We start from the raw sequence: 16,050 nt of genomic DNA on the forward strand, positions 1-16,050 counted from the left end.
GATGACGGCCACAGACGAGCGCGCCGCCGGCGGGCCGGCGGGTGTCGAGCGCGACGGCGGCACCGGACGGGAGCTGCTGCCGACCGCGTCCGGGACGCGCGTCCGCGCGGCGGTGCGGGAGCTGGCGCGCCCGCACCGCCGCCCGCTCCTGGCCGGGTTCGCGGCGCTGGTCGCCGCGACCGCCGTCGGGCTGCTGACCGCGCCGGTGCTCGGCCACGTCATCGACCTGGTCGCCGAGGGCCGTCCCGCGTCCGCGCTGACCGCCCCGGCCGTCTGGCTGGTGGTGATCGCGCTCGTGCAGGGGGTGACGACCGCCTACGGGCTCGGGCTGGTGGCCCGCGCCGGGGAGGGCATGCTGGCGACCCTGCGCGAGCGGTTCGTGGAGCGGGCGCTGGCGCTTCCGCTGGAACGGGTGGAGCGCGCCGGGTCCGGCGACCTGACCTCGCGGGTCACCAACGACGTGTCAGTGATCACCACGGTGGTGCGGGAGGCGGTGCCCGCGCTGGCCCGCTCGCTGCTGACCATCGGGCTGACCCTGGTGGCCATGGCGATCCTGGACTGGCGCTTCCTGCTGGTGGCGCTGCTGGCCGTCCCCATCCAGGCCCACACGGTCCGCTGGTACGTGCGCCGGGCCGTCCCGCTGTACGCGGCGCAGCGCGTCGCGGTCGGGGCCCAGCAGCAGGAGCTGCTCGGCTCGGTGGGCGGCGCGGCCACGGTGCGGGCGTTCCGGCTGGAGGACGAGCACACCGAGCGCGTCGCGGCCCGGTCCCTGACGGCGGTCGACCTGATGCTGCGCGGGGCGCGCCTGGTCACCCGCTTCTACTCGCGGCTGAACCTGGCGGAGTTCGTCGGGTTGTCGGCGGTGCTGGTGACCGGGTTCCTGCTGGTGCGGGGCGACAGCGTGAGCATCGGCACGGCCAGTGCCGCGGCGCTGTACTTCCACAACCTGTTCACCCCGATCAACGTCGCGCTCGGGCTCGTCGACGACGCGCAGAGCGCCACGGCGGGCCTGGCCCGGCTGGTGGGCGTCGCGGACGCCGCGCCGCCCTCCCCCGTCCCGGACGCCGCGGAGCACGCCGGCGGTTCCGGTAGTTCCGGCGGTTCGGACGGTTCGGTGCGGGTCAGCGGCGTCGGCTATTCCTACCGGCCCGGTCATCCGGTGCTGCATGACGTCGACCTCCACATCGCGGGTGGGGAGAAGGTGGCGCTGGTGGGGGCCAGCGGCGCGGGCAAGACGACGCTGGCCCGGCTGATCGCGGGCGTGCACCGCCCGGACCGCGGCCGGATCGCCGTCGGCGCGGGCGGTGACGGGTCCGGGCGGGACGTGGCGCTGGTGACGCAGGAAGTGCACGTGTTCGCCGGGACGCTCGCCGACGACCTGCGGCTGGTGCGGCCGGACGCGACCGGCGACGAGCTGCGCGGCGCGCTCGCCCGGGTCGGCGCCCTGGAGTGGGCGCTGGCGCTGCCGCAGGGCCTGGACACGGTGGTGGGCGACAGCGGGCACCGGCTGACCGCCGCGCAGGCGCAGCAGCTCGCGCTGGCCCGCCTGGTGCTGGCCGATCCGCCCGTCGTGGTGCTGGACGAGGCGACGGCCGAGGCGGGCAGCGCGGGCGCGCGGGCGCTGGAGGCGTCGGCGGCCGCCGCGGTCGAGGGACGCACCGCGCTCGTCGTCGCCCACCGCCTCACCCAGGCCGCCTCGGCCGACCGGATCGTGGTGCTGGACGACGGGCGCGTGGCGGAGACCGGCACGCACGGCGAGCTGGTGCGCGCCGGCGGCCGGTACGCCGAGCTGTGGCGCGCCTGGTCCGACGGCCGCGACGGCTGACCCGGACGGCCGTCCCGGACGGCCGTCCCGGAGGGCCGATCACCCCTCCATGGCCTCGACGAGGCTGCGGGGCCGCAGGTCGGTCCAGTTCTCCTCGACGTAGGCCAGGCAGGCGTCCCTGGAGTCCTCGCCGAAAACGACCGTCCATCCGGCGGGCACGTCGGCGAACGACGGCCACAGCGAGTGCTGGCCCTCGTCGTTGACCAGGACGAGGTAGCGGCCCTCGGGGTCCTCGAACGGGTTGGTGCTCATCGGGTGTTCCTCCTCAGGATGTCGATCAGTTCGTCGGCCAGGGCCTGGACGGTGGCGCGGTCGAACAGCGCCGCGTCGTAACGCAGCAGGCAGTCCACCGGGCCGGGGCCGTGCGGTTCGTAGAGGCCCAGCGTCAGCTCGGCGGTGAGCGCGCCGGTCGGTACGTGCTCGAACGCGGTCACCCGGTCGTCGGCGGGCACCTCGTGGTGCACCACCATCACCTGCGGCGCCGCCAGGCCGAGCGCGGCCGCCACCCGGGCGAACGGCACGTCCTGCCGGTCGAACGCGGCCAGGTCGGTGTCGCGCACGCGCGCCAGCAGTTCGGCGAACCCCGGGTCGCCGTCCGTACCGGTGCGCAGGACGACGACGTTGGAGAAGCAGCCGACCAGCTCGGTCAGGGCGTCCTCGTCGCGGCCCGCGACCGGCGCCGCGATCGGCAGGTCCGTGCCCGCGCCGTGCCGGGTGAGCAGTGTGGCGAACGCGGCCTGGAACACCATGAACATGCTCGTCCGGGTGCGCGCGGCGAGCGCGTCGACCGCCTCGTGCAGGCCGGGATCGAGTGTGAACTCCACGTAGTCGCCCCGGGGGCGGTGGTCGGCGGACGGCTGCCGGTCGTAGGGCAGCGGGACGCGTCGCGGCATGCCCTCCAGGGCCTCACGCCAGTACGCAAGCTGCCGCTCCTCCACCTGTCCGACGACCTGGTGGGCCCACAGCGTGTAGTCGGTGTAGCCGACGGGCAGGGGCGGCCAGGCCGGTTCGTCGCCGCGTCGCCGTGCCTCGTAGGCGATGGTGAAGTCGCGGAACAGCGGCACGAGGGACCACTCGTCCACACCGATGTGGTGCATCGTCAGCAGCAGCGCCCGCGCGCCCTCGGGGTCGGTCAGCAGGCGGGCGCGCAGCGGCGGCCGCCCGTCCAGGTCGGCCTTTTCGGCGGCCAGCGCCCGAAGGCTCGCGTACAGGTCGGTGACCTGGTGCTCTTCGAGTTCCAGGGCGGCGCGCCGGTGGCCGTCCTCGGCGGCGACCGTGCGCAGCGGCTCGTGGCGCTCGGCGAGGTCGGCGAGCGCGGCCGCGACGGCCGCGCGGTCGAGCCCGTCCGGCGGCCGGAACGCGAACGCCATGTCGTACGCCGTGCCCGCGCCCTGCCGGTGGCGGGCGCGGTGCCACTCCTGCGGCGGGGCGAGCGGGACGCCCTCCGGACGTCGCGCGACGGGCGCCAGCGGCGGCCGCTCGCCCGCCCCGCCGCGGTCGCGGTCGAGGCGTTCGGCCAGGGCGGCGACCGTGGGCGCGTCGAACACGTCGCGCAGGGCGAGGCCCGTGTCCAGCGTCGTGCGGATCCGGCCGAGCAGCCGCATCGCCGACATGGAGTGGCCGCCCAGCTCGAAGAAGCTGTCGTGGACGCCGACCTCCGGCACGTCCAGGACCTCGGCGAACAGGGCGGCCAGCGTCCGCTGCAGCGCGGTCGCCGGCCGGGCCGTCCCGGTCAGCGCCGACCAGTCGGGGGCGGGCAGCGCGCGGCGGTCGAGCTTGCCGTTCGGCGTGAGCGGCAGCGGCCCGTCCAGCGCCACCACCGCCGCCGGGACCATGTAGTCGGGCAGCAGCGTCGCGACGTGGGCGCGGATCTCGGCCGGGTCGAGGGCCGGCGCGCCGCTCTCCGGCACCGCGTAGCCGATCAGGCGGGTGTCCCGGCCGCCGCGGTCGGCGACGACGGCGGCCTGCCGCACGTCCGGGTGGCGGGTCATGGCCGCGGCGATCTCACCGGGCTCGATGCGGTACCCGCGGATCTTCACCTGGTCGTCGGCGCGGCCGAGGAAGTCGAGGTTCCCGTCCCGGCGCCAGCGGGCGCGGTCGCCGGTGCGGTACATGCGGGTGCCGGGCGGGCCGAACGGGCACGCCACGAACCGTTCGGCGGTGAGGCCCGGGCGGCCCAGGTAGCCGCGGGCGAGCCCGCGTCCGGTGACGTACAGCTCGCCGGGCACCCCGGGCGGCACGGGACGCAGCCGCTCGTCCAGCACGAACACCTGCGTGTTGGGGTCGGGCGCGCCGATCGGCACCGCCCCGCCCGACCAGCCGGGCTCGGCCGGCCACAGCGTGGAGTTCACCGTGGCCTCGGTCAGCCCGTAGGCGGCCAGCAGCCGCAGGTGCCCGGCCCAGCGCGCGATCACGTCCGGCGGGACGGTCTCGGTGCCGACCAGCACGGTCGCGCCCTTGGGCGGGACGCATCCGGAGGGCAGGGCGGCGACCAGCGACGGCGGCAGGATGGCGTGGGTGATGCCCTGCTCGTTCATGAAGTCGGTCAGCTCGGGGCCCGGGACTCGGTTCTCCTCCGGGACGAGCACCAGCCGCCCCCCGTGGCACAGCGCCATCGTCAGCTCGAAGATCGTCACGTCGAAGCCGATGGAGGCGAACTGCAGCACGCGGCTGTCGCGCGTCAGCCCCATGCGGTCGACGGCGGTGGCCACGAGGCTGCCGATGCCCTCGTGCGGGACGACGACGCCCTTGGGCCGTCCCGTCGACCCGGACGTGTAGATCACGTACGCGGCCTGGTCGAGCGCCACCCACGGGAGGGCGCTGCCGCCCGGTTCCGTCTCGGCGGGTTCGGCGGCGACCTCGGGATCGTCCAGCACCACCAGCCGCACGCCGTCGACGTCCGGCACCTTGCCCGCGACCTGCTCGGTCGCCACGACGGCCGTGGCGCGTGCGTCGCCCAGCATGTAGGCGAGGCGGTCGGCCGGGTGCGCCAGGTCGAGCGGCAGGAACGCCGCGCCCAGCTTGTTGACGCCCAGCATCACCGCGACCATCTCCACCGAGCGCGGCACCGCCACCCCGACGACGCTCTCGGCCCGCACCCCGTACAGGGCCAGCAGCCGGGCCATGCGGTCGGACAGCGCGTCGAGTTCCGCGTAGGTGACGGTGCGGGCGCCGTCCACGACGGCGACGGCGCCGGGGCGCTCGGCCGCACGCGCCTGGAACAACTCGGTGACGGTCTGCTCCGGCACCACCCGGTCGGTGCGGTTGAAGGCGGTGAGGACGCGTTCGCGTTCGTCGCCGGTCAGCACGTCGATGTCGGCGACGCGCACCCGCGGGTCGGCGGCCACGGCCGAGAGGAGACGGGTGAGCCGCTCCCCCAGCGTCGCGACGGTCGACCGGTCGAACAGCTCGGAGCGGTACTCCAGCACGCACGCCAGGCCGCCGGTCCGCGCGTCCTCGGCGAAGCTGAACACCAGGTCGAACTTGGCGGTGCGGGCCTCGACCGGCTCGGGCCGCGCCGCCAGCCCGGCCAGGGCGAAATCGGCGGACGAGCGGTTGCGGTAGCCGACCATGACCTGGAACAGCGGGTTGCGGTCGGGCGAGCGGACCGGGTTCAGCTCCTCCACCACGGCCTCGAACGGCACGTCCTGGTGGGAGAACGCGGCCAGGTCCGTCTCCCGGACGCGGGCGAGCAGTTCGGCGAACGTGGGGTCGCCGGACACGTCGGTGCGCAGCACCAGCGTGTTGACGAAGAAGCCGACCAGGTCGTCCAGGGCCCCGTCGGCGCGTCCGGAGACCGGCGCGCCGAGCGGCAGGTCGTCCCCGGCGCCGAGACGGTGCAGCAGCGCGGCGACCGCCGCGTGGCACACCATGAACATGCTGGCGCCGCCGCGCTGGGCGACACGGCGCAGGGCCGCGGTGTCGTCCGGGTCCAGTTGCACGGTCAGCTCGCCGCCGGACATGCTCGGCCGCGCCGGATGCGGACGGTCGGTGGGCAGTTCCAGGCGTTCGGGCGCCCCGTTCAGCGTCTCGCGCCAGTAGGCGAGCTGACGCGCGGCCAGGCTGCCGGGATCGGAACGGTCGCCGAGCAGGGTCCGCTGCCACAGCGTGTAGTCGACGTACTGGACGGGCAGCGGTTCCCACGCGGGTGCGCGTCCGGCGGTGCGGGCGGCGTAGGCGGTGGACAGGTCGCGCAGGAACGGCCCGTCGGACCATTCGTCGGTGGTGATGTGGTGCAGCAGCAACGCCACGACGTGCTCGTCTTCCGCCAGCCGTATGACGGTGGCGCGGAGCGGCAGTTCGGACGACAGGTCGAAGCGGCGCCCCAGGGCGTCGGCCAGCACCGCGCCGAGCTCCGCCTCGCCGGCCGTCACGACATCGAACTCGGGGCGGGCGTCCTCGGCGGGCACGATCCGCTGGTAGGGGCGGCCCTCGCGCTCGGCGACGAGCGTGCGCAGCGCCTCGTGCCGCGCCATCACGTCGGTCAGGGCGGCGCGGAACGCGTCCACGTCGAGCGCGCCGCGCAGCCGGACCACCAGCGGGAAGTTGTACGCGGCCGAGGGCGCGAGCTGCTCGATCATCCAGAGCCGGCGCTGCGCGAACGACAGCGGCGGCTCGGCGGGCCGTTCGGCGGCCGGGACGAGCGCGGGCCGGCCGTCGCCGGAGGCGGACGCGGCGGCGCGTCCGGCCAGATCGGCGACGGTGGGCGCCTCGAACAGGTCGCGGATGGCCAGCTCCGCGCCGAGCGCGGCGCGGGCTCGGCCGATCAGCCTCGTGGCCAGCAGCGAGTGGCCGCCCAGGTCGAAGAAGTCGTCGTCGATCCCGACGCGCTCCACGTCGAGCAGCTCCGCGAACAGCCCGCACAGGATCTCCTCGGCGGGCGTGCGCGGCGGGCGGCTCTCGGCGGCGGCGGTGACGGCCGGGGCGGGCAGCGCGCGCACGTCCAGCTTGCCGTTGACGGTCAGCGGCAGCCGCTCCACCGGCATCAGCGCCGCCGGGACCATGTAGTCCGGCAGCCGCGTCCTGAGGTGGGAGCGCAGCGCGGCCGTGAACGCCTCGGCGTCCCGGACCGGCCAGGTCTCGGGCACCAGGTAGCCGACCAGGCGCCTGACGCCGCCCGGTCCGGAGGCGTCGGCGACGACGGCGGCGTGCGCGACCGCCGGATGCTCCTCCAGCGCGGCGCCGATCTCGGCGGGCTCCACCCGGTAGCCGCGGATCTTCACCTGGTCGTCGGTGCGGCCGAGGAAGTCCAGGAGGCCGTCGGGACGGCGGCGGACGAGGTCGCCGGTGCGGTACATGCGGTCGCCGGGGGCGCCGAACGGGTCGGCGACGAACCGTTCGGCGGTCAGGCCGGGACGGCGGTGGTAGCCGCGGGCCAGGCCGACGCCCGCGATGTACAGCTCGCCGGGCGCCCCGTCCGGCACGGGGCGCAGCGCCGCGTCCAGCACGTACGCGCGGGTGTTCCAGATGGGCCGGCCCACGGTCGGGGTGTCGCTGTCGAGGGTGCCGCCGCCGAGCGTGTTGATCGTGTACTCGGTGGGGCCGTACAGGTTGTAGCCGAACGTGCCGTCGGTGTCGCGCAGCCGGGCCCAGACGGTCTCGGTGACCGCCTCGCCGCCCAGCAGCACCAGCGCGGGACGGTGCCGTCCGGCGTCCGGGTCGTGGTCGAGCAGACCCTCCTCGATCAGGTGGTGCGCGTAGGTCGGGGTGACGTTGACGACGTCGATGCGGTGCCGGTCGCAGTACGCGACGAGCGCCTCGGCGTCACGGCGCAGTTCCTCGTCGCAGACGTGCACCTCGTGGCCCTCGACCAGCCACAGCAGCTCCTCCCACGACATGTCGAACGCGAACGAGACCGTGTGCGCGATCCGCATCCGGCGCCCGCCGGCCGAGGCGATCGCCGGGGCGAAGATGGCCTCCCGGTGGTTGAGCTGCATGTTGGTCAGGCCCCGGTAGGGGGTGACGACGCCCTTGGGACGGCCGGTGGAACCCGAGGTGTAGATGACGTAGGCCGGGTGCTCCAGGCGGCCGGGGCGGGCGCGTTCGAAGCCGGGCCGTTCGGCGTCGGTGATGTCGTCGCCGGGCAGGGCCGCCAGCGCGCCGGCGACCGCCGGGTCGTCCAGCGCGATGCGGTGCGGCTCGCCGGGCAGCACGGACGCCGCGACGGCGGTCGTGGTGACGACGCAGACCGGCTCGGCGTCGGCGAGCATGTGCGCCAGCCGCTCCGCCGGGTGGTCCAGTTCCAGCGGCAGGTACGCGGCGCCGGTGCGCAGCACCGCGAACAGCGCCGCCACCATGTCGGCCGAGCGCGGCAGCGCCAGCGCCACCACCCGTTCGGGCGCGGCGCCGTGCGCCAGCAGCAGCCGGGCCAGGCGGTTCACGCGGGCGTCCAGCTCGGCGTAGGTGAGGGTCTCCTCCTTGGCGACGAGCGCCACCGCGCCGGGGGTGCGGGCGGCCTGCGCCGCGAGCATCTCGGAGACGGTCTCGTCGGGCAGCGGGCGGCGGGTGGCGTCCCATTCAGCGGCGAGCGCCCGCCGCTCCCGGGGCTCCAGCGGGTCCAGCGCGCCCACGCGCGGCGGCCGCTCCCCGTCCAGCCCGTCGACGAGGCGTTCCATGACGGTGGTGAAACGCCGCAGCAGGGACTCGGCGAACGCGCGGTCGATCACGTCGGGGCGGTGGTCCAGCTTCATCCGCACCTGTGCGCCGGGCGTCACGATGAACGTGATCGGGTAGTGGGTGGCGTCCAGTCCCTCGGCCTCCACGATGCCGTGCCGGCGCCGCAGGTCGGCCATGTCGTCCTCGTCGCCGAGGTTCTGCAGCACGTAGAGGGTGTCGAACAGGCGGGCGTGCCCGGACGCCTGCTGGATGTCGCCCAGGCCGAGGTAGTCGTGCGGCATGAGCGCCACCCGTTCGCCCTGGACGCGGCGCAGCAGGTCCGGGACGGTCTCGCGCGGGTCCAGGGCGACGCGCACGGGCACCGTGTTGAGGAACATCCCGATGACGGACTCCACCCGTGGGACGTCCCCCGGCCGTCCGGCCACGGCGGTGCCGAACACCACGTCGTCGCGGCCGGTGGCGTTCGACAGCACCAGCGCCCACGCGGCGCTGAACACGGTGTTGAGCGTCAGGCCGTGGCGGCGCACCGCCCCGTACAGCCGTTCGGTCAGCGGCCTGGACAGTTCGGCGCGGCAGCGGTCCGGGATGACCGGTTCCAGGGCGCGGTCGACGGGGCCGACGAGGGTCGGCTCGTCCAGGCCCGCCAGCGCGTCCCGCCACGCGGCGGCGGCCCGGCCGGTGTCCTGCCCGTCCAGCCAGGCCAGGTAGTCGCGGTAGGAGCCGGGCGGGGGCAGGTCGGAGCCGTCGCCGTGACGCTCGTACAGGGCGATGAGCTGCTCGAAGAACAGCCAGGCCGACCATCCGTCCCACAGGATCAGGTGGTGGGTGAGCACGAGCCGGTCGGTGTCGTCGCCGAGCCGGATCAGCAGCATCCGGAACAGCGGCGGCCGGGCCAGGTCGAAGCGCCGTCTGCGGTCGGCCACCAGGACGCTCTCGACGGCCTCGCGGCGCCGGTCGGCGTCCAGCGCGGACAGGTCGAACTCCTCCAGCGCGGGCTCGGGGCCGGCGCCGATGAACTGCACCGGTTGCCGGAGCCCGTCGCCGGTGAACCCGGCGCGCAGCGCGTCGTGCCGGGCCAGCATCGCCGCGCACGCGGCGCGCAGCCGGCCGGCGTCCACGCGGTAGGGGAAGTCGAAGGCGACCTGGGCGGTGTAGACGTCCAGCGCGCCGGTGTCGTAGCTGGAGTGGAAGAACAGTCCCTCCTGCAGCGGCGACAGCGGCCAGACCTCTTCCACGGGGACCGGGCTGATGCGCGCGAGACGGTCCCGTTCCTCGTCGGTCAGCGAGATCAGCGGCGCGGTGGTCGCGCGGCCGGGCGCGCCCGCGACCTCGCCAGCGGCGGCGGCGAGGGCGGCCGGGGTGCGGTGCTCGAACACCTCCTGCGGGCCGATCACCAGCCCGGCCCGGTTCGCCCGCCCGGACACCATGATCGACAGGATGCTGTCGCCGCCCAGCGTGAAGAAGTCGTCGTCCACGCCGACCCGCTCGGTCTCCAGCACCTCGGCGAAGATCTCGCACAGCAGCCGCTCGCGTTCGGTGCGCGGCGCCCGCACCGCCGCGCGTCCGGCGGCGGGCGCCGGAGCGGGCAGGGCCCGGCGGTCCACCTTGCCGCCGGGGGTCAGCGGAAGCTCGTCGAGCACGACGACGTCGGACGGGACCATCGCGTCCGGCAGCGTCCGCGCCAGCGAACCGCGCAGTCGCGCGGCGTCCAGGCGGGCGCCCGGCGCGGGGACGACGTAGGCGACCAGCCGGGCGCCGCCCGGCCCGTCGTGCCGGTCGACCACCGCGGCGCGCAGCACGCCCGGCCGCGCGGCGATCCGCGCCTCGACCTCCCCCGGCTCGATCCGGTTGCCGCGGATCTTGACCTGCCGGTCGGCGCGGCCCGCGTACGTCAGGTACTCGGTGCCGTCGTCGCGCCGGTGGCGGCGAACCAGGTCGCCGGTGCGGTACATGCGCCGTCCGGGCGGGCCGAACGGGTCGGCGACGAACCGCTCGGCCGACAGGCCGGGGCGCCCGTGGTAGCCGTGGGCGAGCTGGACGCCGCCGACGTACAGCTCACCGGACACGCCGGTGGGCACCGGGCGCAGGCTCGCGTCCAGGACGTACAGGCGCGTGCCCGCCACCGGACGCCCGATCGGCACCGCCGTGCCGTCCTGCGCGCCGTCGTACTCCCAGTGGCTGACCTGGATCGTCGTCTCGGTCGGCCCGTACACGTTGTGGATCGGCACGCCGGTCAGCTCGCGCCAGCGGCCGGCGAACGCGCCGGTCAGGGCCTCGCCGCCGCTCAGCACGCGGCGCATGCCCCGGACCGCCGCCAGGTCGCCCGCGTCCAGGGCGGACTGCAGGAACGCGGCGAGCATGGACGGCACCATCGCCATCGTGGTGACGCCGTGCTCGCGGATGAGGCTCAGCAGGTGCGCGGGGTCGCGGTGGCCGCCCGGCCGGCGGACCGGCACGATCGCGGCTCCCGTGCACAGCGGCCAGAACAGCTCCAGCAGCGAGGCGTCGAAGCTCGCCGACAGGTGGTGCAGCACCCGGTCGTCCGCGCCGAGGCGGAACCGCTCCCCCAGCCACGTGAGCTGGCCGACGATGGCGCGGTGCGGGACGAGCACGCCCTTGGGACGGCCCGTCGACCCGGAGGTGTAGATGAGGTAGGCGGGGTGCTCCGGCCCGGCCGCAGATTCAACGGGGCCGGAGTCGTCGGCGGTGTCCGGCTCGTCGAGCAGGACGTGGGACACGCCGTCGACGCTCGGCAGCCGCCCGGCCGCCTCGCGTGTGGTGAGGACGGTGCGCGTGCCCGAGTCGGCGAGCATGTACGCCAGGCGTTCGCCGGGCAGGTCCACGTCGAGGGGAAGGTAGGCGGCGCCCGCCTTCAACACGCCGAGCAGCGCCACGACCAGGTCCGCGGAGCGGGGGACGGCGACCGCCACGATGTCGGCCGGGCGCGTCCCGGCGGCCCGCAGCAGCCGCGCGACGACCCCTGCCCGGCGGTTCAGTTCCTGGTAGGTCAACAGCGCGTCACCTGCGACGGCCGTGGCGTCCGGCGTCCTGGCGGCCTGCGCCTCGATCGCCGCGTGAAGGGTGGGCGCGGGCGCGTCCAGGGGTTCCGCGGTGAGCGCGGCGGGGGCGTGCTCGTCCACCGCCGGCGGCTCGATCCGGGCGACGGGCCGGGCGGGGTCGGCGGCCACGGCCTGGAGCAGCGCCGTCAGCCGTTCGGCGAGGCGTCCGGCGGTGGCGGCGTCGAGCACGGCGGTGTCGTGGTCGACGCGCAGCGCCAGCCTGCGGCCGGGCACCACGACGAGCGCGAGCGGGTACTGCTCGACGTTGGTGAAGTCGACGTCGGTGATCGCGACGGTGCCCGAGGGGTCGCGCAGGTCGTGTTCCTCGGGATAGTTCTCCAGGACGACCAGGGTGTCGAACAGCTCCCCGGTCCCGGCGATCCGCTGGATCCTGGCCAGCCCGAGGTGCTGGTGGTCGAGCAGCGCCGACTGCTCGTCCTGGAAGCGGGTCAGCGCCTCGGCGGCCGGCTCCCCGGGACGCCACCGCATCCGCACCGGCAGCGTGTTGACGAACATGCCGACCATCGACTCGATGCCGGCCACGGCCGCGCCGCGTCCGGACACCGCCGTGCCGAACACCACGTCGGCGCGGCCGGTCATCCGGCCGAGCAGCAGCCCCCACGCGCCCTGCACGAGGGTGCCGAGCGTGAGCCCGTGCCGCCGGGCGCACGCGGCCAGGGCGGTGGTGGCCTGCTCGGACAGCTCGACGCGGACGTCGGCCCTGCGCCGGCTCGGGTCGGGGTCGGCGTCCGCCGCGTCCCGCGGAGCGGGCAGGGCGGCGGCCAGGCGGGTCGGCCCGTCCAGATCGTCGAGCGCCGTCCGCCAGGCCGCGAGCGCCGCCTCGCGGTCGCGCCCCGCCAGCCAGGCGAGGTAGTCGCGGTACGGGGTGACGGGTGCGGGTTCGTCCGTCGTGCCGTAGAAGTGGAGCAGCTCGCGGAGCATGATCTGCACCGACCAGCCGTCCGCCACGATGTGGTGGAACATCAGCACCAGCGAGTGGTGCTCCGGACCGTGCCGCAGGAGCGTGCAGCGCAGCAGCGGCGGGCGTTCGAGATCGAACCCGCGGGTCTGCTCCTCCGCCGCCACGGCGGCGGCCCGCGCGGCGCGTTCGTCCGCGTCCAGGCCGCTCAGGTCGATCTCACGCCACGGCAGGGCGGCGGGCCCGCGGGGGACGAACTGCACCATCCGGCCGTCGCCGAGCCTGGCGAATCCGGCGCGGAGCGGGGCGTGGCGGTCGAGCACGGCCTGCGCCGCCCGGCGCAGCGCCGTCGCGTCCAGGGGTCCGCGAAGCTCGATGACGTGCTGGACCACGTAGACGTTGCCGGACGAGCCGTCGACGAGCGCGTGGAAGAAGAACCCCTCCTGCAGCGGGGTCAGCGGGAGCACCTCGCCGATCTCCCCGGCGAGGCGGGTGAGCCGGTCGGCGTCCTCCGGGCCGAGGCCGACCAGCGGTTCGGCGCCGGTCTCTGGCTTGGCCGCCGGTTCGCCCGCCGGTTCGCCCGTCGAGGCGGCCGCCGCGAGCGCGGCGACGGTGCGGTGCCGGAAGACGTCCCCGGCCGACAGGCCCAGCCCCGCCGCGCGGGCGCGGATGAGCACCTGGATCGCCAGGATGCTGTCGCCGCCCAGCTCGATGAAGTCGTCGTCGACACCGACGTCGCCGACGCCGAGAACCTCGGCGTAGATGCCGCGCAGCAGCTCCTCGCGCGCGTCGCCGGTCTCACGGGCGGTGGCACGGCGCGACGAGGCGAGAGCGGTGTAGTCGGGGGCGGGCAGGGCCTCGCGGTCGAGCTTGCCGCTGGGCAGGACCGGCAGCGCGCCGAGCGGGACGAACGCCGCGGGCACCATGTGGCCGGGCAGCTTCTCGCGCAGGTAGGAGCGCAGCGTGTGCATGAGCGCGCCCACGTCGCGGAAGCCCGACGGCGTGTTGGCGTACGCCGTGGGCGCGGCGAGGTCGCCGTCGGGCCGGTAGATCTCGCCGGGATCCACTCCGGCGCCGGCGAACACCACGTCGATGGCGCCGTCGGCCCGGCCGCTCGCCCAGGTGGCGTCCACCGTGTAGCCGAGTTCCTCGCCGAGGGCCCACAACGTCTCCGGGTCGATCCCTTCGGACGTCGGCTCGCCGGGCCACAGGGCCCGCAGCGCGTTCAGGTCCTCGGTCAGGCGGGCGTTGGGGACGTCGCGGAGCCGCAGCAGCGGCGGCCGGTCGGCCAGCCGTTCGCGCAGGGCGGTCAGGTCGGGGACGTCCTCGCCCCAGCGCAGGTTCAGGGCGGGCGGCGGCTGCCCGTGCTGGGAGCGGGTGGCCAGGACGACGTCGTAGCGGTAGCGGCTCAGCTCGTTGTGGTGCCGGGCGCGCTTGATCCGCACGTCCACGCGGCGCACGCCGTCGACCGCGCGTGCCAGCGCGGCGAAGAAGTCGGGGGCGAGCAGCAGCTCGCCTTCCCAGCGCACCGCCTGCTCGACCGCCGCGCGCAGGTCCGGCACGGCGGACGGCTCGACGTCCCCGCCGTGGCGGCACACCTCCACGGCGGCGCGCAGGCACCGCAGCGACCGCAGGTCTCGCACGTCGCCGACGAACACGCTGCCGCCGGGAGCCAGCAGCTCGACCGCCGACCGCAGCACCTGGACGAGGTAGTCGGCGCTGGGGAAGTACTGCACCACCGAGTTGACGACGATCGTGTCGAAGTGGCCGCGGGGCAGGCCGCCGACGTCGTGGGCGGGCTGGGCGCGCAGTTCCACCCGCCCGGCCAGTTCGGGGACGGCGTCCACCCGGCGGCGCAGGCTTTCGACGGCCTCCTCCGACAGGTCGGTTCCCCAGTACGACTCGCAGTGCGGCGCGACGCCCGACAGGATCAGGCCGCTGCCGACGCCGATCTCCAGCACCCGGCGCGGCCGCAGGGACATGACGCGTTCGACGGTCGCGTCCCGCCACTCCCGCATCTCCTCCAGCGGGATCGGCCCGCCGTCGTAGGTGCTGTTCCACCCGGTGAAGCTCTCGGCGAGGCCGCCGTCCCCGGACCCGACGGCGGTGTAGAGCAGCTCGTGCAGCCGCTTCCACTCGTCGAGCTGGTCGCGTTCGCGGCGCTCGTCGCGGCGCGTGCGCGGCCCGGTGGCGGGGACGACGTAGGCGACCAGGCGCCGGTCGCCCGGCCGGTCCTCGCGCACGGTGACCGCCGTCTGCGCGACCGACGGGTGCCCGCCGAGCACGGCCTCGATCTCGCCGGGCTCGACGCGGAAGCCGCGGATCTTCACCTGGTCGTCGGCGCGTCCGACGAACTCCATCTGGCCGTCCTCGGGGCGCCGCCGCACCAGGTCCCCGGTGCGGTAGAGGCGTTCGCCGGGCGCGCCGAAGGGGTCGGCGACGAAGCGTTCGGCGGTCAGGCCGGGACGGCCGAGGTAGCCGCGGGCCAGGCCGGAGCCGCCCAGGTACAGCTCCCCCGTCACGCCCGGGGGGACGGGGCGCAGCGCGTCGTCCAGCACGTGGGCGCGCGTGCCGGGGTCGGCGTACCCGATCGGCACCGTCGAGCCGGGCGCGGGGTCGTCGGGGCATTCGCCGAGCGTGGAGTTGACGGTGGCCTCGGTCGGGCCGTAGGCGTTGAACATCCGCCGCCCCGGCGACCAGCGCGCCACCAGTTCCGCCGGCACCCGTTCAGTGCCCGCCAGCAGCGTGGAGTCGAGCGGGAGGGTGCAGTCCTCCGGCATGGTCGCGAGCAGCGCCGGAGGCAGGATCATGAAGTTGACGCCGTGCGCGTGGGCGTACTCCGACAGCTCCGGGCCGGGCACACGGCGCTCCGACGGGACGATCACCAGCCGTCCGCCCGACAGCAGCCCCAGGCACAGGTCCCAGAACGCGACGTCGAAGCTGGGCGAGGCGAACTGCAGGACGCGGCTGTGCGGGCCGACGCCGAACCGTTCGGTCTGGGTGGCGACGAGCTTGGCGACCCCCGAGTGCGTCACCACCACGCCCTTGGGACGGCCCGTGGACCCGGAGGTGTAGATGACGTACGCGGCGTTCCGCACGTCGAGCGCGACGTCGGGATCGGTGTCCGGGTGGGAGTCGAGCTCGGCGGCGATGGCGGGGTCGTCCAGCAGCAGCCGCGTCGTGCGCGCTGCGTCCGGGACGGCCCGCGCCAGCGCGCCGGTGGTGACCAGGCAGACGGGCCCGGCGTCGTCCAGCATGAACGCCAGGCGTTCGGCGGGGTAGTCGGGGTCGAGCGGCAGGTAGGCGCCGCCCGCCTTGAGCACCGCCAGCTCGGCGACGATCATCTCCGGCGAGCGCGGCAGCGCCAGCGCCACGACCCGCTCGGGGCCGACGCCGCGTTCGGCCAGGGCGTGCGCCAGCCGGTTCGCCCGGGCGTTCACCTCGGCGTAGGTGAGTTCCACGTCCTCGAAGACCAGCGCCACCGCGTCCGGGTCCAGCCGGACCCGTTCGGAGAACATCTCCGGCAGCGTCGCCGACGGCACCGAGCACTCGTTTTCCCGATTCACAAGCACACCTCCGACACGGCCCACTTCGCCTGCTCACCGCTGTGACCGGGCCGGCACCTCGCCCCG

The 16,050-nt window shown here is 75.4% G+C and carries 3 protein-coding genes; 1 reads left to right on the forward strand and 2 read right to left on the reverse strand.

What is annotated here, in order from left to right; genetic code table 11:
* Window position 1 precedes the first annotated feature (1 nt).
* Window positions 2-1,825, forward strand: a complete 1,824-nt coding sequence (locus tag ABZ801_RS24245; protein ID WP_360701597.1) for an ABC transporter ATP-binding protein — start codon at window positions 2-4, stop codon at window positions 1,823-1,825.
* A gap of 39 nt (window positions 1,826-1,864) precedes the next feature.
* On the opposite strand, the gene ABZ801_RS24250 is transcribed toward ABZ801_RS24245, so the two are convergent.
* Together ABZ801_RS24250 and ABZ801_RS24255 are read right to left on the reverse strand one after the other, a co-directional pair.
* A complete protein-coding gene (locus tag ABZ801_RS24250) occupies window positions 1,865-2,077 on the reverse strand; it encodes an MbtH family protein (RefSeq protein ID WP_360701600.1) in 213 nt (70 codons plus the stop codon).
* Window positions 2,074-15,984 carry an amino acid adenylation domain-containing protein gene (locus ABZ801_RS24255; protein ID WP_360701603.1) on the reverse strand — a complete coding sequence of 4,637 codons (13,911 nt, stop codon included), beginning with the start codon at window positions 15,982-15,984 and terminating at the stop codon, window positions 2,074-2,076. The genes ABZ801_RS24250 and ABZ801_RS24255 overlap by 4 nt, the downstream gene beginning before the upstream one ends.
* Window positions 15,985-16,050: the final 66 nt, after the last annotated feature.

Origin of the sequence: Actinomadura sp. NPDC047616, assembly GCF_040642915.1 — a bacterium.
GTDB lineage: Bacteria > Actinomycetota > Actinomycetes > Streptosporangiales > Streptosporangiaceae > Spirillospora > Spirillospora miaoliensis.

Excerpts from the sequence above, each read along its gene's own strand:
- ABZ801_RS24245 (WP_360701597.1), top strand. The coding sequence starts at position 2 with ATGACGGCCACAGACGAGCGCGCCGCCGGCGGGCCGGCGGGTGTCGAG.
- ABZ801_RS24250 (WP_360701600.1), bottom strand. The coding sequence starts at position 2,077 with ATGAGCACCAACCCGTTCGAGGACCCCGAGGGCCGCTACCTCGTCCTG.